This is a genomic window from Avibacterium avium (assembly GCF_900454535.1).
In the GTDB taxonomy this organism is placed as follows: domain Bacteria; phylum Pseudomonadota; class Gammaproteobacteria; order Enterobacterales; family Pasteurellaceae; genus Avibacterium; species Avibacterium avium.
The window spans coordinates 1,915,582-1,934,959 of the sequence record NZ_UGSP01000001.1; the positions used below are offsets into that span (position 1 = coordinate 1,915,582).

General features: G+C 42.0%; 18 protein-coding genes and 1 pseudogene. 2 read left to right on the top strand and 17 right to left on the bottom strand.

Annotated features, from left to right (window positions below; all coding sequences use genetic code 11):
- Positions 1-9: 9 nt before the first annotated feature.
- From DYC50_RS09265 to DYC50_RS09280, 4 genes are all read right to left on the bottom strand, one after another.
- Positions 10-1,083 (bottom strand): RodZ domain-containing protein, encoded by a 1,074-nt coding sequence (locus DYC50_RS09265; protein WP_115249934.1) that lies wholly within the window; start codon positions 1,081-1,083, stop codon positions 10-12.
- A 117-nt stretch (positions 1,084-1,200) separates the two neighbouring features.
- Positions 1,201-1,743, bottom strand: coding sequence for a type IV pilus biogenesis/stability protein PilW (gene pilW / locus DYC50_RS09270; RefSeq protein ID WP_115249935.1), 543 nt, complete (start codon positions 1,741-1,743; stop codon positions 1,201-1,203).
- A gap of 29 nt (positions 1,744-1,772) precedes the next feature.
- Positions 1,773-2,942, bottom strand: coding sequence for a dual-specificity RNA methyltransferase RlmN (gene rlmN, locus DYC50_RS09275; protein WP_115249936.1), 1,170 nt, complete (start codon positions 2,940-2,942; stop codon positions 1,773-1,775).
- A gap of 270 nt (positions 2,943-3,212) precedes the next feature.
- The gene (locus DYC50_RS09280) at positions 3,213-4,526 is read right to left on the bottom strand and encodes an NCS2 family permease (RefSeq protein WP_115249937.1); all 1,314 of its coding nucleotides are present in this window, start codon (positions 4,524-4,526) and stop codon (positions 3,213-3,215) included.
- Between the two features lie 202 nt (positions 4,527-4,728).
- On the opposite strand from DYC50_RS09280, the gene galE reads away from it, so the two are divergent.
- A complete protein-coding gene (galE, locus tag DYC50_RS09285; protein ID WP_115249938.1) occupies positions 4,729-5,745 on the top strand; it encodes a UDP-glucose 4-epimerase GalE in 1,017 nt (338 codons plus the stop codon).
- Between the two features lie 72 nt (positions 5,746-5,817).
- The gene (locus DYC50_RS09290) at positions 5,818-7,140 is read left to right on the top strand and encodes an AmpG family muropeptide MFS transporter (protein WP_115250198.1); all 1,323 of its coding nucleotides are present in this window, start codon (positions 5,818-5,820) and stop codon (positions 7,138-7,140) included.
- Positions 7,141-7,415: 275 nt separating this feature from the next.
- On the opposite strand, the gene DYC50_RS09295 is transcribed toward DYC50_RS09290, so the two are convergent.
- The 13 genes and pseudogenes from DYC50_RS09295 to DYC50_RS09360 form a co-directional block, all read right to left on the bottom strand.
- On the bottom strand, positions 7,416-8,468 hold the full coding sequence (locus tag DYC50_RS09295) for an AI-2E family transporter (RefSeq protein WP_115249939.1): 1,053 nt from the start codon (positions 8,466-8,468) through the stop codon (positions 7,416-7,418).
- Positions 8,468-8,806: a nitrogen regulatory protein P-II gene (gene glnB, locus DYC50_RS09300; RefSeq protein WP_115249940.1), complete on the bottom strand. Its 339-nt coding sequence runs from the start codon at positions 8,804-8,806 to the stop codon at positions 8,468-8,470. Before glnB ends, DYC50_RS09295 begins: the two co-directional genes overlap by 1 nt.
- A 19-nt stretch (positions 8,807-8,825) precedes the next feature.
- Entirely contained in the window at positions 8,826-9,410 is a 585-nt protein-coding gene (gene mog / locus DYC50_RS09305; RefSeq protein WP_115249941.1) for a molybdopterin adenylyltransferase, read from the bottom strand.
- Positions 9,411-9,428: 18 nt separating this feature from the next.
- Positions 9,429-10,358 (bottom strand): phosphatidate cytidylyltransferase, encoded by a 930-nt coding sequence (locus tag DYC50_RS09310; RefSeq protein WP_115249942.1) that lies wholly within the window; start codon positions 10,356-10,358, stop codon positions 9,429-9,431.
- A gap of 1 nt (position 10,359) precedes the next feature.
- Positions 10,360-10,989 (bottom strand): lysophospholipid acyltransferase family protein, encoded by a 630-nt coding sequence (locus DYC50_RS09315; protein ID WP_115249943.1) that lies wholly within the window; start codon positions 10,987-10,989, stop codon positions 10,360-10,362.
- Positions 10,990-11,107: 118 nt separating this feature from the next.
- Positions 11,108-11,713: pseudogene (locus tag DYC50_RS09320) on the bottom strand (CDP-alcohol phosphatidyltransferase family protein); the annotation flags it as partial.
- A 9-nt stretch (positions 11,714-11,722) separates the two neighbouring features.
- The gene (locus DYC50_RS09325; protein ID WP_115249945.1) at positions 11,723-13,570 is read right to left on the bottom strand and encodes an SLC13 family permease; all 1,848 of its coding nucleotides are present in this window, start codon (positions 13,568-13,570) and stop codon (positions 11,723-11,725) included.
- 849 nt (positions 13,571-14,419) lie between these two features.
- The gene (gene rnhB / locus DYC50_RS09335; protein ID WP_423092342.1) at positions 14,420-15,010 is read right to left on the bottom strand and encodes a ribonuclease HII; all 591 of its coding nucleotides are present in this window, start codon (positions 15,008-15,010) and stop codon (positions 14,420-14,422) included.
- Complete coding sequence (lpxB, locus tag DYC50_RS09340; protein ID WP_245934878.1) at positions 15,010-16,197, bottom strand: lipid-A-disaccharide synthase; 1,188 nt, start codon at positions 16,195-16,197, stop codon at positions 15,010-15,012. The genes rnhB and lpxB overlap by 1 nt, the downstream gene beginning before the upstream one ends.
- 92 nt (positions 16,198-16,289) lie before the next feature.
- The gene (lpxA, locus tag DYC50_RS09345) at positions 16,290-17,078 is read right to left on the bottom strand and encodes an acyl-ACP--UDP-N-acetylglucosamine O-acyltransferase (RefSeq protein ID WP_103853999.1); all 789 of its coding nucleotides are present in this window, start codon (positions 17,076-17,078) and stop codon (positions 16,290-16,292) included.
- A 28-nt stretch (positions 17,079-17,106) separates the two neighbouring features.
- On the bottom strand, positions 17,107-17,556 hold the full coding sequence (gene fabZ, locus DYC50_RS09350) for a 3-hydroxyacyl-ACP dehydratase FabZ (RefSeq protein ID WP_017807062.1): 450 nt from the start codon (positions 17,554-17,556) through the stop codon (positions 17,107-17,109).
- Positions 17,557-17,669: 113 nt separating this feature from the next.
- Entirely contained in the window at positions 17,670-18,701 is a 1,032-nt protein-coding gene (gene lpxD, locus DYC50_RS09355) for a UDP-3-O-(3-hydroxymyristoyl)glucosamine N-acyltransferase (RefSeq protein WP_115249949.1), read from the bottom strand.
- Positions 18,701-19,279 carry an OmpH/Skp family outer membrane protein gene (locus tag DYC50_RS09360; RefSeq protein WP_115249950.1) on the bottom strand — a complete coding sequence of 193 codons (579 nt, stop codon included), beginning with the start codon at positions 19,277-19,279 and terminating at the stop codon, positions 18,701-18,703. The genes lpxD and DYC50_RS09360 overlap by 1 nt, the downstream gene beginning before the upstream one ends.
- Positions 19,280-19,378: the final 99 nt, after the last annotated feature.

A 19,378-nucleotide genomic window follows, 5' to 3' on the forward strand; every position in this document is an offset into this window, starting at 1 on the left:
TCTCTTTGCTTATTGCAATTTGAATCTTGCGACACGGCCATCAACTTTAAGTGGATAAGCCTCGCCTTTATAAGTAATTTTTACGTTGCTTGGTACGCCAATAATTAAATCATAAAGCATATCTTGATCAAAACTTAGCACTTCACCTTGTTTATACAGTTTTTCTGCTAGTACTTTACGATTCGCATCACGTACGCGAATCCAACAACTCGCGCCAGTTACTTCAATGCGCAACACATCATTGGTTGCAGCGGTAGAAACTTCTGAATTTTCTTCCGCACTTTTCACTGCGCTGAGATTTTCACCTGCATTAATTTTATTCATTTCTGATTGTAATACTTGTGCTGAAGTTTCAGATTGCGCCGCTTGGCGATCCGTATTTTCTGCACTCACAGATTGAACTGCTGTAACTTGTGGCTGCGCATTTTCTACACTCGTTTTTGGACTTGTTTTATTTTCTTCTGCAGGTGTAGGCTGCTGTGCCGCAACAGGTTGAGAAAGTGCGGTAGAATTTTGTGCTGTTTTTTCCGCATCAATGGCTTTAGGTGTAAGTGCAATCACGTTTTCTTGTGAGATTGCACTATTATTTTGCGTATTTTGCGTACTGTTTTCTTGCTGTGTTTCTACATAGTTTTGCACTAGATCATCACGTTCTGCATTCGATTTTTGATAGTTTTCCCACCACCAAAGTGCGGTTACAGCTAACAAAGCAATAACAACAATCGCGGAAACCCAACCCACCCAACGATTATGCGAACTTTCTTCTCTTAGAGATTTTGGCGGTTTCACCGCTTTGGTTAAATCATTTTTCGTGGTTTCTTCTAATGAATTAACTACCGCAATCCACGCACTTTCAGGTAAACGTAAAAGCTTAGCATAATTACGAATATAGCCTTTAATAAACGTAGCTGGGATAGAATTATGTGTGAACTCATTATTTTCAAAACGTTGTAAAATAGAAGGACGCAAATTAAGTTGCTTAGAAACATCATCTAAAGAAAGGTTTAACGCCTCTCTTGTTTGGCGAAATTTTTCCCCTAAGGTGCTTTCTGTGATCTCAGGTTGTTGGATTGAAGTTTCCATAAAGGTTCTCTTTGTTATCAATAAAATCTATAAAATTCAAAGAGTGAAGTTTAAAGTTGTAATATGCGTTTTGCAACTATTATCAGGGAATTTCATTGGATAAATGATAAAAATCTGTTAGATCTGTTTTGGTAATGAGTTAGCTCGCTTAGGATCAGCTTTTTCTAATAATTCCCGATACTGCTGATAAAGTGCGGTATTTTTTTCTGCTAAGGCGCAAAGGGCAAGATTTTCGTAGGTATCCGTTTGTTGATAATAGTTGGGGGAATTTAAGGCTTGTTGAAATTGCTGATAGGCCTGTTTAAAACGACCTTGTTTGCATAAAAACACGGCGTAATTATTGAATACGTTGCCTTGTTTATCATCTAATTTTAACGCGGTTAAATAGGCATTTTCTGCACGCTCATTATCGCCTTGTAATTGATAAAAATAAGCCAACGCCGAATGCACTAAATAATAATCGGGCGCATAAGCCAAGGCTTTATCCAAATTTTGTTTAGCTAAACTCAGCTCTCGCTGTTCTAAATAGCCAATGCCCAACTCCACTCTGGCTTTCGCGGCTTGTTGCTTGTCAAAATCTTCTTTGCTTATTTGTGGTGAAACGCAAGCACAAAGCAAGAGAGAAAAAAGCATAACTAGATAACATTGACGCATTTTCATTTTCTCTCTCCTTTGTTAATAATTTCTATTTATTGCACTTGCACTGCATTAATTGGGCTGCCAAAACGCTTTTTCTGTGCGGTACGTTTGGTGCGGTCAATCACATCACCAGCTAACTGTCCGCAGGCGGCATCAATATCATCACCACGAGTTTTACGCACAATCACCGTAAAGCCATATTCCATCAACGTTTTCTGGAAGCGATCAATACGTGTATTAGAGCTTTTCGCATAAGGCGCTTCAGGGAATGGATTCCAAGGGATCAAATTGATCTTACAAGGCGTATTTTTCAATACTTCCGCTAACTGATGCGCGTGTTCTACGCTGTCATTAACGTGATCCAACATCACATATTCAATGGTTACTTTACCGTGATTAGCGTTAGATACTGATAAATAACGATTAACAGAATCAATCAAGGTTTTGATGTTATATTTTTTATTGAGCGGCACAATTTCATCACGCAATTCATCATTCGGTGCGTGTAAAGAAATCGCCAATGCCACATCAATCATTTCGCTCAATTTATCCAAGGCCGGCACAACCCCTGAAGTGGAAAGGGTAACACGGCGTTTTGATAAACCATAAGCAAAATCATCAAGCATAATTTCCATAGCTGGCACTACATTTGCCACGTTAAGCAAAGGCTCGCCCATTCCCATCATCACCACATTCGTGATAGGACGCACACCCGTTACACCAAAATTACCAATGATTTTTGAGGCACGCCACACTTGCCCGATAATTTCTGATACGGTTAAATTGCGGTTAAATCCTTGTTGTGCAGTGGAACAAAAAGTACAAGCCAACGCACAGCCCACTTGGGAAGACACACAAAGCGTCGCACGATCAGCTTCAGGAATATACACGGTTTCGACCTGCTGATCGCCCACCTGCATTGCCCATTTAATTGTGCCGTCCGCAGAACGCTGCTCCACGGCCACTTCTGGCGCTTTAATTTCCGCTACGGCTTTTAATTTTTCGCGTAACTTCTTGTTAATATTCGTCATATTGTCAAAATTATCTTCACCAAAATGGTAAATCCATTTGACTAATTGATCCGCACGAAACGGTTTTTCCCCTAATTCTTGAAAAAATTCACGCATTTGCTGGCGTGTTAAATTCATTAAATTGATTTTTTTCTTAGGTTCTGCTGAAGGCTGGCAGCCTTCTTGTTGAGTTGTATTCTGTTCTAACATAAAGCCTCGTTATTACACATTACGGCATTGATATAGCTAAACTTTTGCTTGTTTCAGGTTAAGTTTACAAACTATAAATTAAAAAATTTCTACCGCTTAAAAAATGAGTTGCGATTGTACAGAGTTATGTTTGATTAATCTAGCGATTTCAGCCTAACCTGAGTGCTATTTTAGCCAAAAGAAAAATAAAAGAAAAAACCACCGCACTTTTTTACGATCTAGATCGCAAAATTCACGGTGGTTTATGTCATTTAGATCAAATGATAAATATTAAATGTTCCAGCCACAAAGGTAGAAAGCTAATAAAGCAGCGGCGATTAACACTGTGCCGATATTGAGTTTTTTCACTTCACCACTGATGATTCGCCCAATCACAAGAGTAGCAAAACCAAGCATAATACCCGTTACGATATTTGCAGTAAGAACGATGAATACCGCACAAACTAAGCCGCTCATTGCGCCGATAAAATCAGAAAAATCTAATTTGTTTACGTTGCTAAGCATTAATAAGCCCACATACATTAACGCTGGTGCGGTAGCATAGCTAGGCACAAGGCTCGCGAGTGGTTGAAAAAAGAGCATTAATAGGAATAGCACGCCCACGACAATGGCTGTGATCCCTGTTTTACCGCCAGCGGCTGTACCTGCGGCAGATTCAATATATACCGCAGCAGGTGCTGTACCAAATAAGCCAGAGAATAAGCTACTTACTGAATCGGAAGTTAAGGCTTTGCCGCCGTTGATGATTTGCCCGTCTTTATCCAATAAATTGGCTTGCCCTGCTACGGCACGGATTGTCCCTGTCGCATCAAATACCGCTGTCATCACTAAAGCGAACACCACAGGCAAGATGGCAGGTTGTAATGCACCCATTAAATCAAGTTCAAGGAACAATGATTGCTCACCAAAAGTTGGCATTTTGAATAATTCACCGCTGAATTTAACATTAGGATCAACCGCCAAACCAATAAGAGTAATTGCGATGATCACCCATAAAATACCGCCTTTGATTTGCAATCTTTCTAAGCCGATGATTGCCGCTAAGCCTGCAAGGGAAATCAATACAGGGAAAGTGGTGAAATCACCGAGCTTCACTGGCAAACCTGCTTGGTTGCCCACCACAATGCCCACGCCATTGGCCGCGATTAATAATAAAAACAAACCAATCCCAATGCCTGCGCCCTGTGCAATACTGGCTGGCAAGTTGCGTAAAATCCACGCACGAATGCCTGTTGCGGAAATTAAGGTGAACACGATCCCCATAAAGAATACCGCTCCCAGTGCGACAGGAACGCTCACGCCTTGCCCTAATACAAGGCTAAATGCGGTAAACGCAGTTAATGAGATAGCGCAACCAATGGCCATTGGCGCGTTTGCCCATAAGCCAATAAGAATAGAACCTAAGCCTGATACCAAACAGGTGGCGATAAACACGCTTTCAGGGGGAAAGCCTGCGGCACTCAGCATATTTGGCACTACAATCACGGAGTACACCATTGCCAAGAAGGTGGTTAAACCTGCGATAATTTCTTGGCGTACCGTTGAGCCACGCTTAGTGATCTCAAAAAGTTTTTCTGCGAACATAAATTTCCTTTCGTTAATAAAGTTAAAATAAAATCTTGTTGAAAAAATGGCGCTATTTTACAGAAAAGAAAAGAATAGTAAACGTTTGCTTAATAGAAAGTGCGGTGATTTTTGCGGAAATTTTTGGGCTTGTTTTATAAATCGTTTATAATAGCGCGCAATAATCGTAATAATTAAGGCAAATAATCTAAGCGAGGAAAAAATGGCTATCTTAGTAACTGGCGGCGCAGGCTACATTGGCTCTCATACCGTTGTGGAATTATTAAATACTGGCAAAGACGTGGTGGTGCTGGACAATTTATCCAACTCTTCCGCCAAATCATTACAACGTGTAGAAGAAATCACGGGCAAAGCGGTGAAATTCTACCAAGGCGATGTGTTAGATCGTGCAATGTTACAGAAAATCTTTGCAGAAAACCAAATTGATTCTGTAATTCATTTTGCCGGTTTGAAAGCCGTGGGCGAAAGTGTGCGTAAGCCGATCGAATATTATATGAACAATGTGACGGGTTCATTAGTGCTAGTTGATGAAATGCGCAAGGCTGGCGTGTGGAATTTAGTGTTTAGCTCATCGGCAACTGTCTATGGCGATCCTGAAATTGTGCCAATCACCGAACAATGCAAAGTGGGTGGCACGACCAATCCTTACGGCACATCGAAATTGATGGTAGAACAAATTTTAACAGACGTTGCCAAAGCAGAAGATAAATTTAGCTTTACGATTTTACGTTATTTCAACCCAGTGGGCGCGCATCACAGCGGCTTGATCGGCGAAGACCCAACGGGCATTCCAAATAATTTATTGCCTTATATTAGCCAAGTGGCTATCGGCAAATTACCGCAACTTTCCGTTTTTGGAAGTGATTATGACACCCACGATGGTACGGGCGTGCGTGATTATATCCACGTTGTGGATCTGGCGATTGGGCATTTAAAAGCCTTAGATCGTCATCAAAACGATGCAGGATTACACATTTATAACCTTGGTACTGGCACAGGCTATTCCGTGCTAGATATGGTGAAAGCCTTTGAGCAAGCCAACGATATTCAAATTCCCTATCAATTAGTGGCGCGCCGTCCGGGAGATATTGCAACGTGCTATTCCGATCCTTCTCTTGCTGCCAAAGAATTAGGCTGGAAAGCGGAACGTGGCTTAACGGAAATGATGCAAGACACTTGGAATTGGCAGAAAAAGAACCCACAAGGGTATCGTGATTAATCGTTAATCTCATTGTGCTGTAAGGAAACTTGCAGCACAATTTGTTTGAAAAACACACCGCACTTTATGCCTATGAAAGCACAATCTCCATTATTTTCACAAATTTTCAGCCGTAATATGCTGATCTGCGTATTCACGGGATTTAGCTCGGGCTTACCCCTTTATGTTTTGGTTTCTTTGTTACCTATTTGGTTACGCGCAGAAAACGTTGATCTCAAAACCTTGGGCTATTTCACCCTAATAATGCTCCCTTTTTCGTGGAAGTTTGTCTGGGCGCCCTTGCTTGATCGCTTTGTGCCGCCTTTTTTAGGCCGCCGCCGCGGCTGGATGCTGATCTCACAAATTTTATTGCTAATCAGCTTGGCATTATTTGGCTTTTTAGATCCAAGCAAACAATTTGGACTCAGTTTAATCGCCGCATTGGGCGTGCTTTGTTCCTTCTTTTCCGCCACGCAAGACATTGTGCTAGATGCCTATCGGAGAGAAATTTTAACCGACAATGAATTAGGTTTAGGCAACTCCATTCACGTGAATGCCTACCGTATAGCCGGCCTTGTTCCCGGTTCGCTTTCATTGATTTTGGCGGATCATTTCCCTTGGCAAACCGTATTCATCATTACCGCAATGTTTATGTTGCCGGGAATTTTAATGTGTCTATTTTTAAGTACCGAACCTAAGATTGCGCTAAAAAAACACCGCACTTTAGAAGAAAGTGTCATCGAACCTTTCCGCGAATTTTTTCAACGCAAAGGCGTTTGGTCAGCCTTAGGGATTCTGGCGTTTATTTTTCTGTATAAATTAGGCGACAGTATGGCAACGGCGCTGATTTCCCCTTTCTATTTAGATATGGGATTTAGCAAAACCCAGATCGGTTTGGTGGTGAAAAATGCTTCTTTATGGCCAATGGTGGTCGCCAGTATTTTAGGCGGGATTTTAATGCTGAAAGTGGGCATTAACCGTGCTTTATGGTTATTTGGATTTGTGCAAATTATCACCATTCTTGGCTTTGCCTGGCTCGCCCAACAAGGGCCTTTTGAAACCGTAGATAGCCGTGCCTTGTGGTCGCTCAGCCTTGTGGTAGCCGCGGAATATATTGGCATCGGTTTAGGTACAGCCGCCTTTGTTGCCTTTATGGCAAGGGAAACCAATCCCCTTTACACCGCTACTCAGCTCGCCTTATTCACCAGCCTTGCCGCACTGCCAAGAGCCACGCTCAACACCCAAGCAGGTGCGTTGATCGATTGGCTCGGCTACTATGATTATTTCTGGCTTTGCTTCTGGCTCGCTATCCCCGGAATGTTATGTTTATTTAAAGTTGCGCCTTGGAATGATCCAGTAAATGATAATGACAGCCAAGCCAATAATAACGATGCTGAAAATAGCAATAAGCCATAAAAATATCAATAAAAAACCACCGCACTTTTTAAATTTAGATTTGCGATCCAGATCGCAAAGACAGTAAATAAAACAGTAAAATTAAAAGAGCGGCGAAATTTGTGAGAATTTTTACTGATGATTATCGGATATAAAACAGCACCATAAAAAAGGCGAACACAATGTTCGCCTATTTTTCATTTCATACTAACTCTAGAAAAGTTAAAACTCGCTCTTATACAAATTTCCCCCAAAAACTCACCGCTCTTCCCTGCTATGTTTTTTAATGAAAACAGCTATTCCTGCTCTTTGGTTTGTTGAGTTTCACCCAGCAATGCGGCATATTTCACCGTATCTGGGCTGGCTTCGAGGGCGATTTTTAGCACCATTGTGAGGGGGACGGAAAGGAACATTCCGACTGATCCGAGTAGCCAACCCCAGAATAAAAGGGAGAGAAACACCACAAGGGTGGAAAGTCCAAGAGTTTTGCCCATCATTTTGGGTTCTAGCACGTTGCCGATGATCATATTTAGGCTGATAACGCCAATGGTAACGCCTATGCCGGTGAAAAAGCCATTAAGCAATAAGGCTTGAACGATAATGGGAATGGCAGCGATAATTGAGCCGATATTCGGAACATAATTGAGTAAAAAACTGAGCGTTGCCCACAAAATGGCATATTGCACGCCAAAAATTTTCAGCAAAATAAATACGCTTAAGCCCGTTAAAAAGCTGGTAAAGGTTTTCACATCAAGATAATCCATTACGCCTTGCAAAATGCGAGCAATATAACCTTCGTATTGTGCCACTTGGTTAGGTTTGCTAAATGCCACTGCAAATTTATGTTTAGCCGTGGGGGCTTCTAACAACATAAACAGTACCACTAAAAATAGCACAAATACGTCGGTTACTACGTCTGAGAAACTCAGTAAAAATCTGCTGGCAAAGTTCATTATCATTGCGGGATCAAAATGATCCATAATTTGTTGCTGTAAATCTCTCACGGGTAAATGTAAACCTTGCGTGATTGTCGCAAGCTCGTTTAAGCGTTGCGAAAGCAATAGGCGATATTGCGGGATCGACTGGGTAAATTCCCGTGCGGTGCTATTAATGAGGCTGGCGAGGAAGAAAAACACCGTCAGGATCATCAAAAAGAGCAAGGTGAGTGCGAGCCAATGGGGAACTTTACGCTGTGTCATAAACTTCACCACAGGTGAGCAAGTAATGGCGATAAATAAGGAAAGTAAAAATAGGACAACAATTTCCCCTGCCAATTTCACCCCAGCCAGAATGACTACCAAGGCAGACAATGCCATTAATAATTGGCTGATCGGCAAACGCTTATCCATTATACGGCCTCCTCGTTTTCCTCACCCGTGCGAATTCGGATTACGCGCTCTACGTCATAGACAAAAATTTTACCATCACCAATTTTGCCTGTTTGTGCGGTTTCCATAATCGCCTGAATACACTGCTCCACCACGTCATCAGAAATAACCATTTCCATTTTTACTTTTGGCAGAAAATCCACCATATATTCCGCGCCACGATACAGCTCTGTATGCCCTTTTTGGCGTCCAAAACCGCGCACTTCGGTTACGGTCATTCCTGTGATCCCAATATCAGACAAGGTTTCACGCACATCATCAAGTTTAAACGGTTTAATAATTGCTTCAATTTTTTTCATTTTGATTTTCTCACTGGAATTAACTTTCTCGTCTGGCAGATTTTGGTCTAAAGCTGGCGATAACTTCAGGTTTGGTATCAATATAAATACCGTCAATCAGCTGTAAACAATAAGGCACGGCAGCAAAAATGCCTTTCACCAGCACCTTGCCTTGTTCGTCTTTCACGCCCTCAAGGGTTTCTTTGATCGCCTTTGGCTGCCCCGGTAAATTTAAAATTAAGCTATTTTTACGAATCACGCCCACTTGACGCGATAAAATCGCCGTTGGCACAAAATGCAAGCTCACTTGGCGCATTTGTTCACCGAATCCCGGCATTTCACGATCGGCTATTGCCAGTGTGGCATCAGGGGTAACATCACGTTTAGCAGGGCCGGTTCCCCCTGTGGTTAATACAAGATGACAATGATGCTTATCCACTAATTCACATAATGTCTGTTCAATAATAGGTTGTTCATCAGGAATTAAGCGAGTTTCCACTTCAAAAGGATCAATTAAGGCTTGCTCGAGCCATTTTTGTAATTCAGGGATACCTTGATCTTGATACACGCCTTGCGAGGCGCGATCGGACACTGAAACTAAACCAATTTTTAAAAGTGCGGTCATTTTTTCCTCTGTTTTTTATTAAATCCAATAATATCTCACAATATGGAAGAAAATCGGTGCGGCAAAGCATAGGCTATCCATACGATCCAACATTCCACCGTGTCCACTTATCATATTGCCCCAATCTTTCACGCCCATACTGCGTTTCATTGCTGACATCACCAGCCCACCTAAAAAGCCCATTAAACAAATAACCAAGCTAATTAAGGTAGCTTGCACGGCGCTAAATGGCGTTAGCCAAGAAAGCAATCCGCCCAATGCTGAAGCGCTCAATACGCCACCGACAAAACCCTCTACGGTTTTGGAAGGGGATAAAGTTGGCGCAATTTTATGTTTACCGAATAATTTTCCCCATACATATTGCAACACATCGCTCGCTTGCACAATCAGGATCAAAAAGATCATTAATAATAAACTTTTGCCTTCAAATCCTGCAATATTTAGGGTGAGAATGGCAGGAATATGCGAAATGCAGAACACGGAAATCATCACCGCCCATTGCACTTTGCTTGAACGATCTAAAAAATGCGCCGTGTCGCCTAGCAATGCGGATAAAATCGGTAAAAATAGGAACGCATAAACAGGAATGAAAATGCTGAACATACTAAACCAATCCACCGCGACAAAATAATATTGCAAAGGCAAAATGAAATAAAAGCAGGCCACTAACGCGAGATGATCGCCACGGCGAATTTCAATCAGCGATAAAAATTCCCGTAACGCCATAAAAGAAACGATAAAAAATAAGCCCAATACGCCATAAAAACCGAGATAAGCGGCGGCGAAGATAATTAAAATCATCACCCACCACGCATTAATGCGTGCGTTTAGGTTATCTATCACCGAATGGGGCGTGGAAAAACCTACTTTCCATTTCAGCGCATAACCAATGCCCGATGCCAATAGCAAGGTGCAAATTAATCCCCAAAATAAATTCCACATTTCCATTTTATGCTCCTTGATGTTTCGGGTTAAGGCTAAGCAAGGCCTGCTCTGCTCGCACTAGAAATTGCGTTTTATCTTCTTGCGGCTGCCAATGAATCGGCTCGCCCAAATATAGATCACACAGCAAGGGAATTGGCAGAATAAAGCCTTTCGGCAATAAATTATGAGTGTTGCTGATCCAAACTGGCACGAGATCCATATTAGGATTGGCTTTGGCTAAATAATATAAACCACTTTTAAAGGGCTGGAGGGCAAGATCATCATTGGTTTTTCTTGTGCCTTCGGGAAAAATAATCAATGAGTTTTCTTGTAGCGCTTGGCTAATTTGCTCTGTTACCGCTTTAGGATCATTGCCGCCTCGCTCGATCAACAGCATATTAAACACTTTTTCCGCAAGAAAACGGCGAATTTTGCCTTTCGTCCAATAATCCGCACCAGCCACAGGGCGGGTTTTCTTACGCACTTCATAAGGCAACGACACCCAGAATAAAATAAAATCTCCGTGGCTATTATGATTGGCGTAATAAAGTCTTGGCTTATCTGCGGAAAGCAAGGCGATATTTTTCGCCGGACGAACACCGCTAATAAAAGAGGTAAAACGGCATAAAAGAAAATCAACCAGTTTAGCGAGCATTTTCATTCTCCTCTGATTTTTGTTGCGTAGCATTTTCTGCGGAAAATTGCACCGCACTTTCATTGTCTGCGCGGTCTTCTGCTTGTTCTTCATCGGGTTTATTTTCAATATTCTGATCTAAAGCCTTACCTTCCACCAATCCTGATTTCACACGTTTCACGCAAGTTAAAATTAACAACGCGACGACAAGCCAAGCGAGCGCATAAAACCACGTTGGTAAAATCGGCATAAAGGTATAAATCAATCCTAATAAGCCAAATAAAAAGGCACGATCACTTTTCCCCAAAGGCCCGTCATAACGGCGTGTTTGCCCTTGCACTTGCCCTAACACACCACAAAATTCCGTTAAGGCGGCAAGCCAAATAATCAGCCCGATAACAAGGGGATCAAAAGGGGCGATAAAAGCAAAAGGCAGATACAACGCCGCATCAGAAACCACATCGGTAATTTCATTAAGATAACCACCCAAGCGTGATTTTTGCTGAAATTCTCGTGCTAACATTCCGTCAATAGCATTAAGCGCCATTCGCACAAAAAGCCAAATAGGAATTAAAATAAACAGCCAATGCACCGCAGAAAGTGCGGTCAAAAATACGCCTAAAATGACTGAAATCCCACAAGCGGCAAGTGTAACCTGGTTCGCTGTAACGCCTTTGCGTTCTAACTTCACCACCGTTGGACGCAGTAAATTTTGAAACTTCGGTTTTAAATCGTAAATACTCATTATTTCTCCTTATTTAAACGGAAATAATACTGGAACAAGAAACACCGTTGCCAGCATAACCAGTAAAGTAAAAGGCACGCCAATTTTGACGAAATCGCCAAATTTATAATTCCCTGCACCCAGCACCATTGTGTTTACTGGCGAAGAAATCGGGGTCATAAAGGCGGCAGAGGAAGCGATCGCCACCGTCATTGCGAAAGGCAAGGGGGAAAGCCCTAAATGCTGTGCCATTGTGATGGCTATGGGTGCCATTAAAATTGCGGTGGCAGTGTTAGAAATAAATAAGCCAATCACCGCAGTCAGGGTAAACAAGCTGATTAAAATCCAATGCTTACCCATTCCCCCTACGGTGTTAATCATAAATTCTACGATTAAATTAATCCCGCCTGTTTTTTGTAGTGCAGTGGAAAATGGCATCATTCCCACAATTAAAATCAAGCTCGACCAGTGAATGGACGCGTAAGCGCTTTTCGCATCAACGCAGCGGAATTTCGCTAGCATTAAACAGGCGATTAGTGCGGCAACCACATTCGGCACAACGCCTGTTACCATTAATGCCACCATCGTGACAATGGATAAAATGGCATAAGGCGCTTGGCTTTGCGCGGGCGCAGCGCGTTCAATTTCCGCAGGATAATCGAGTACGAAAAAGGCTTTTGTTTTATTACGCATTGCTTGGATCAATTTCCACGATCCGACCACTAAAAGTAAATCACCAATCTTTAATGGCTGTTCGATTAAATTTCCGCTTAAAATTTCATTATTGCGTTTAATGCCAACAACGTTTAAACCAAAACGGGAACGGAAGCCAATTTCTGCCACGGTTTTGCCGAGATAATCCCCTTCAGGAATTGGCGTGATTTCCACCATTCCCATAAACTTGGCTTGTTGTTCAAAGTGGTAAGGACGCAACTCCGTTGGCTCAAGCTGATGTTGTTGGCAAAATGCATTAATATCTAACTCAGGATCAGCACAATCAATCAGCAAAATATCTTTTTCACGAATTTCGATTTTCCCTAAGGAATCTGCTAGAAATCTTGGGCGAAAACGCTTCCAACGCTCAATTGCCAGCACGTTCAAAGCATAATTAGAACGCAGATGCAAGGCTTCTAGCGGTTGCCCGATAAAATCTGATCCTACGCGCACCACAAAGCGTTTGGTGCGTGCTTGTAATTGATAATCTTCAATCAGATCTTGAATGGAATGACGATTCACGCCTTCGCTTTGTTCATTTTCCGCTTGCCCTAACCAACGGCGAGCCACCAACATATACACAATGCCCAGCAACAAAATCACAATGCCAATGGGCGTGAAAGAAAAGAAATCAAAACGCTGTTTGGTGAGATGGATTAACTCCGCGTTAATCACCAAATTTGGGGCGGTGGCGATTAAGGTCATCATACCGCTGATTAGCCCAGCCATACTCAATGGCATCATCAGGCGTTTTGGTGAAATATTCATCTGCCGACAAATCACCAATACCACAGGGATAAAAATCGCCACAATCCCTACGGAACTCATAAAAGATCCCAATCCCGTTACCGCTAACATCACTAAAACAAGTACGCGAGTTTCGCTATTTTTCGCCGCTTTCATCAGCCATTCACTCACTTGATAGGCTACGCCAGTGCGCACCAAGGCTTCCCCCACAATAAACAGCAAGGCAATCAAAATAATATTCGGATCACTAAATCCGGCAAAAACTTCCTGCACGCTCAAGATCCCACTCACACAAAAAGCGAGCATTACCAACAGGGCGATAACGTCCATTCGGATTTTGTTGTGGATAAACAAGAGTACAGCGATGGCGAGAAAAATCACAACGCTAGCAAGGGGGATATTGGTGATTGAGGGCATTAGGGTCTCCGTGGTTAGGGTTTTGGTCGTTTTGTTTATTATTTGGTTAATTACGGTTTTCTTTGTTGATATAACGGGTTTCGCTCGTTGAGCGACTTACTTTCTTTTGCTTATCCAAAAGAAAGTAAGCAAAGAAAACGATACCCCTACTAAATTGCTTTTCCTCATTACAATAAAATTTTCTTTACGCAAAATCAGCCTGATGTTCGCTTCGCTCTCGCTCGGCGTGATTTTTCTAAAAATTTTATTTCCATTCGGGCAATTTACAAGGGGGTTGTCCCGATATTTCACATTAATTTTAAATTTAAAGTGCGGTGCGATTTTTTAAAAGATTTTGAAAATATGACCGCACTTTGTCGTTGCTTATTTTTACTTTTGGCTGTTTGTGGTTTTCTTTGTTGTTATAACGGGTTTCGCCGTTGTGCGACTTACTTTCTTTTGCGTTCCCAAAAGGAACGTAAGCAAAGAAAACGTTCGCCTACTATCGCTAAATTTCTTTTACTTCCATACGGCGTTGTTTTGCCATTGGGCTGATTGTGATTTTCTTTGTTGATATAACGCGTTTCGCCGTTGGCGACTTCCTTTCTTTTGCTTTCCCAAAAGAAAGGAAGCAAAGAAAAGGGAACCCCTACTAAATTGCTTTTCCTCATTACAATAAAATTTTTTCAACGAAAAGTAAGCCCATACTCGCTGCGCTGCGTTCAGGCGTTACTTTTCTAAAAATTTTATTTCCATTCGGGCAATTTACAAGGGGGTTGATTGTCCGATAGTTCACATTCTATTTTGCGTTAAATTTCATTTAAAGTGCGGTGAGAATTTTTTAAATTTTTTGGGGAAAATGACCGCACTTTATTCTGTAATCAGTTTTTTTACTGGGGCAAAACTTCGGCGGTGTTGGGGTAAGGGGCCGTGTTCTGCCAGTTTTTCTAAATGTAATTTTGTTGGGTAGCCTTTGTGTTGGGCGAAGGCGTATTGAGGATAGCGTTTATCCAATTCTTCCATTTCTAAATCGCGGGCGACTTTTGCCAAAATAGAAGCCGCACTGATTTCTGCCACAAGGCTATCCCCTTTCACCACCGCTTGGGCGGGCATTGGCAATGGGGGTATGCGGTTGCCGTCCACGAGTACAAAGTGCGGTGTAATTTTGAGCTGATTGACTGCGCGTTGCATTGCTAACATTGTGGCGTGCAAAATGTTAAGTTCATCAATTTCTTCGGGTTCAGCTCGCCCTAACGCCCAAGCTTTAGCCTTTTGTTTAATTTCTTCCGCTAAAGCAAGGCGTTTTTTGTACGAGAGTTTTTTGCTGTCGGTTAAGCCTTCAATGGGATTGTTAGGGTCTAAAATCACTGCGGCAGTTACCACTGCGCCCACTAAAGGCCCACGCCCTACCTCATCAACGCCTGCGATAAGTTTATAATCAGGATAGACAAATTCGCTCATTATTTTTCCCCTTGCAATAATTCAATCACTGCGTCAGCGGCTTGTTTGTCCGCATCACATTGGATCATTTTATGCAGATCAATAAAGTGTTGCACTAAATTATGGCGATTTTGCACCGCACTTTCTTCTGTGGAAAAATAAGGGGCGAGCTTTTCTAGCAATTTTTCTGCCGTGCAATCTTGCTGGATCATTTCTGGCACGAGCATTTCATTCGCCAGTAAATTCGGTAATGAAATATAAGGGGTTTTCACCAAGCGTTTAGCTAGAAAATAAGTGAACGGCTTCATTTTGTATCCCACGACCATTGGCGATTTGCATAGCATACATTCTAATGCCGCTGTGCCTGAAGCCAACAAGGTGGCTTGAGCGGCGATCATTGCAGGGCGTGCTTGTCCATCAAGCAAGATCATTTCTAAATCAGGGGCTATCTTCGCTTTGATTTGTTCAAATTGTTGGCGACGTTTTTCATTCACCAAAGGCACGAGAAATTGCACGTCTGGATACTGTTCTTTCAGCAATAAGGCGGTTTGCAAGAAAGGTTCGGCAAGGAATTCCACTTCTGAGCCACGGCTACCAACAAGCATCGCTAAATAGCGTTGGCTTGGATCAATATTAAGCATTTGGCAAGCGGCAAGGCGATCAGGTTTTAACGGAATGGCATCTGCCATTGTGTGGCCGATAAAACGGCAAGGTACGTTGAAACGATCATAAAAGGCTTTTTCAAAAGGTAAAAACGCAAGAACAAGGTTGGTGGCGCGTGCAATTTTGTGAATGCGATTTTGTCGCCACGCCCACACCGAGGGGCTGACGTAATGAATGGTTTTGATGCCTTGTTCTTTGAGTTTAAGTTCAATTTCAAGATTGAAATCGGGCGCATCGATGCCGATAAACACATCAGGTTTTTCTTGCAACATTTTGTCGATAACTTGGCGACGAATTTTCAGCAAGCGTGGCAAATGTTTCACCACTTCTGCTAAGCCCATTACGGCAATTTCTTCCATATCCACCAAGGTTTCGCAACCTTCTGCCAACATTTGTTTTCCAGCAATGCCGATAAAACGGGCGTTAGGATAACGGATTTTTAGGCTACGCATCAGCCCTGCGCCTAGAATATCGCCAGAAACTTCACCTGCGACAATACCGATTGTTGGAAATGCTTTTGCTTGTTCCATGAATAAATTTCTCATAAAAAACAACCGCACTTTATATTGCGAGCGTTAAGCAATAAGCAAAGTGCGGTGAAAATTTTTAACTTTTTTATACGCGGTTGTTCGTTAAATTAGCGAATAATGCCACGTTTTGAACGCTTGAAGAAATCAAGGAAAAAGCTAATCGCACTTTCCGTTTTCGCATAATGCTCAATTTCTGGCATCACTTCTTCTAAGGTTTTTCCGCTGCGATAAATCAATTTATACACATTACGAATGGCGTGCAATGTTGGCTTATCAAAACCGCGGCGTTTTAAGCCTTCAATGTTTACACCGAATGGTTGCGCGTGGTTGCCTTGCGCCATAACATAAGGAGGAACATCTTGGCTGACCATTGAACCACCGCCAAGCATAACGTGTGCGCCCACAATAACAAATTGGTGAATGGCCGACATTCCGCCCACAATCACGAAATCATCTAGCTCAACGTGTCCTGCCAAGGTGGCGTTATTGGCAAGAATACAGCGATTTTTGATTTTACAATCGTGCGCAATATGGGCATTGATCATAAATAAGTTATCATCACCTACACGCGTTACGCCACCACCTTGCACCGTGCCACGGTGAATCGTCACACTTTCACGAATACGGTTACGGTTGCCAATAATGGTTTTCGTTGGCTCATTTTGGTATTTCAGATCTTGGTTTTTCTCACCAATGCTGGCGAATTGGAAAATTTCATTGTCTTCGCCAATTTTTGTCACGCCATTAACCACGATATGCGAGTGCAACACGGTGCCTTTGCCAATTTCTACATCAGCACCAATAATACAAAACGGGCCAATCACCACGTTTTCGCCAATTTTTGCCCCTTCTTCTACAATGGCTGTAGGGTGAATTTTTGCACTTGAATGGATCATATTGACCTCTTGTTTTTGTAATGAATGTTTATCTGCGTGCGCACATTAATTTTGCTTCACAAGCCACTTCACCATTCACGGTGGCAATGCCTGTGAATGCGGTAATACCACGGCGCTCTTTGATCACTTCGACATAAAGTTCCATTTGATCCCCTGGTAATACGGGACGTTTAAAACGCGCATCGTCAATCCCTGCGAAATAGAACAATTCTCCGCCCTGTAATTCGTGAGTTTTAAATGCCAAAATCCCCATTGATTGTGCCAATGCTTCTAAAATTAGCACACCCGGTAAAATCGGCTCACCTGGGAAATGCCCTGTGAAACAAGGCTCATTAACGCTGATGTTTTTAATCGCTTTTAACCATTTCCCTTCTTCAAAATCAGTAACACGATCCACTAATAAAAAGGGATAGCGGTGCGGAAGTAAGGTCATAATTTCTTTTGCTTCAATGACTTTTGCGGTTTGTTCTGTTGTCACAATAGTACCTTTTTAATTTGAAAATAATAGAAAATAAAATTGATGCAAATTATACGGTATTTCATCATTTAATACAAAACGCACCACATAAAGTGGCACGTTTGAGAGAGGAATTAAGCATTATTAAGCTTTTTTTCTACCGCTTTTAGACGTTTGTTCATTTTGTCAATGTCTAAAGTCAGTGCGGCGGTTTTACGCCATTCTTTATTTGGCTGTAATGGAATACCAGAAGAATACACGCCCGGTTCAGTGATTGGTCGCATTACCATTCCCATTCCCGTAACGGTAACTTTATCGGCAATTTCCATATGGCCATTGATCACACTTGCACCACCAATTAAGCAATAGCGCCCCACTTTTAGGCTGCCTGCCATAATCACACCGCCAGCCACCGCTGTACCTGTACCGATATGCACGTTATGGGCAATTTGGCAAAGGTTGTCGATGATGACGTTATCTTCAATCACCGTTGCGTCTAACGCACCGCGGTCAATACAGGTGCAAGCCCCAATTTCAACGTGATTGCCGATAATCACTGTGCCTGTTTGTGGGATCTTGATCCAACGCCCTTTATCATTCGCATAACCAAAACCATCACTACCAATCACAGCGCCAGATTGGATTAAGCAATGTTCGCCAATTTGCACTTGGTGATAGATGTTTACATTTGCCCAAAGCTGTGTATTTGCACCAATTTTTGCACCTTTACCGATGAAACAACCTGCACCAATAATCACGTTATCGCCAAGTTCAACCTCATCTTCAATCACGGCATTTGCACCAATAGACACATTTTCGCCTAATTTTGCAGTGGCAGAAATCACCGCACTTGGTGCAATGCCTGCTGCCGCTTTTGGCGTAGAATCCATATATTGCGCTAGCACGGCGTAAGCCACATAAGGATCTTTGACAATAAGCAAGTTGCTTTCAGGCGAACAAAATTCCACATCATTTTCGCTTACCACTAAAATCCCTGCTTGGGATTGTGCAAGTAAATCACGGAATTTAATGTTTGAAATAAAGGTGAGCTGGTTTGACTGTGCTTTATCGAGCGGGGCGATACTATCAATAAGCACATTGGCGTTACCACGAATGGTAGCGCCAATTTGTTGTGCTAATTCTTTAAGAGAATAAGAATTGTGCATTATTTAGCCTGTGCTGGAATTGCTTTTAACACTTCTTCTGTAATGTTTTTACCATCAGCGGCATAAATTGCTGCTTTCTCATCAAGTACTGCGCTGTAGCTTTTTGCTTTTGCTACTGTTGTAGTTGCAGTTTGAATGTCAGTTAATAATTTGCGCTCAACTTCCATTTGACGTTTTTGTGCATCTTGACGGAATTCTTCAACTTTTTTCTGATGTGCTTGAACTAATTTTTGGAATTCATCATCACGTTTTTTGGCTAATTTGCTGATTTCATCTTGACGTTTTTTGATGTCAGCTTGGCGTAATTTTGGTGCATCTTTTTCTAATGCTTTTACTTTACCATCAAGTTCTTTTTCAAAACTTTTTCTTTTATCTTGTAATGCTTTTTCTTCTGCTTGTAATTTGTCTGATGGCGCTTTTAACGCATCGTCTAATTTTTTGATCTCAGCTTCACGAGCTGGGTGGTTAGCAAAAAGATAATCTACGTTTACAAAGGCGATGTTATCTTCAGCCATTGCAACTGATGAACCTAATGCTAATGCGAGAGAAAGTGCGGTTAATTTTACTGCTTTTTTCATTGTTTAATTTCCTTAAAAATAATTATTAAATTGGGCAAGTGAATTGCTTGCCCACATTTTTCACGCCTTTACTTAGACTAGTAAAAAAATTAGAAGTTC

What these genes read in the sequence shown, in the direction of transcription:
- DYC50_RS09265 (WP_115249934.1), bottom strand. Translation starts at nt 1,083, where the DNA reads ATGGAAACTTCAATCCAACAACCTGAGATCACAGAAAGCACCTTAGGG.
- pilW (WP_115249935.1), bottom strand. Translation starts at nt 1,743, where the DNA reads ATGAAAATGCGTCAATGTTATCTAGTTATGCTTTTTTCTCTCTTGCTT.
- rlmN (WP_115249936.1), bottom strand. Translation starts at nt 2,942, where the DNA reads ATGTTAGAACAGAATACAACTCAACAAGAAGGCTGCCAGCCTTCAGCA.
- DYC50_RS09280 (WP_115249937.1), bottom strand. Translation starts at nt 4,526, where the DNA reads ATGTTCGCAGAAAAACTTTTTGAGATCACTAAGCGTGGCTCAACGGTA.
- galE (WP_115249938.1), top strand. Translation starts at nt 4,729, where the DNA reads ATGGCTATCTTAGTAACTGGCGGCGCAGGCTACATTGGCTCTCATACC.
- DYC50_RS09290 (WP_115250198.1), top strand. Translation starts at nt 5,818, where the DNA reads ATGAAAGCACAATCTCCATTATTTTCACAAATTTTCAGCCGTAATATG.
- DYC50_RS09295 (WP_115249939.1), bottom strand. Translation starts at nt 8,468, where the DNA reads ATGGATAAGCGTTTGCCGATCAGCCAATTATTAATGGCATTGTCTGCC.
- glnB (WP_115249940.1), bottom strand. Translation starts at nt 8,806, where the DNA reads ATGAAAAAAATTGAAGCAATTATTAAACCGTTTAAACTTGATGATGTG.
- mog (WP_115249941.1), bottom strand. Translation starts at nt 9,410, where the DNA reads ATGACCGCACTTTTAAAAATTGGTTTAGTTTCAGTGTCCGATCGCGCC.
- DYC50_RS09310 (WP_115249942.1), bottom strand. Translation starts at nt 10,358, where the DNA reads ATGGAAATGTGGAATTTATTTTGGGGATTAATTTGCACCTTGCTATTG.
- DYC50_RS09315 (WP_115249943.1), bottom strand. Translation starts at nt 10,989, where the DNA reads ATGCTCGCTAAACTGGTTGATTTTCTTTTATGCCGTTTTACCTCTTTT.
- DYC50_RS09325 (WP_115249945.1), bottom strand. Translation starts at nt 13,570, where the DNA reads ATGCCCTCAATCACCAATATCCCCCTTGCTAGCGTTGTGATTTTTCTC.
- rnhB (WP_423092342.1), bottom strand. Translation starts at nt 15,010, where the DNA reads ATGAGCGAATTTGTCTATCCTGATTATAAACTTATCGCAGGCGTTGAT.
- lpxB (WP_245934878.1), bottom strand. Translation starts at nt 16,197, where the DNA reads ATGAGAAATTTATTCATGGAACAAGCAAAAGCATTTCCAACAATCGGT.
- lpxA (WP_103853999.1), bottom strand. Translation starts at nt 17,078, where the DNA reads ATGATCCATTCAAGTGCAAAAATTCACCCTACAGCCATTGTAGAAGAA.
- lpxD (WP_115249949.1), bottom strand. Translation starts at nt 18,701, where the DNA reads ATGCACAATTCTTATTCTCTTAAAGAATTAGCACAACAAATTGGCGCT.
- DYC50_RS09360 (WP_115249950.1), bottom strand. Translation starts at nt 19,279, where the DNA reads ATGAAAAAAGCAGTAAAATTAACCGCACTTTCTCTCGCATTAGCATTA.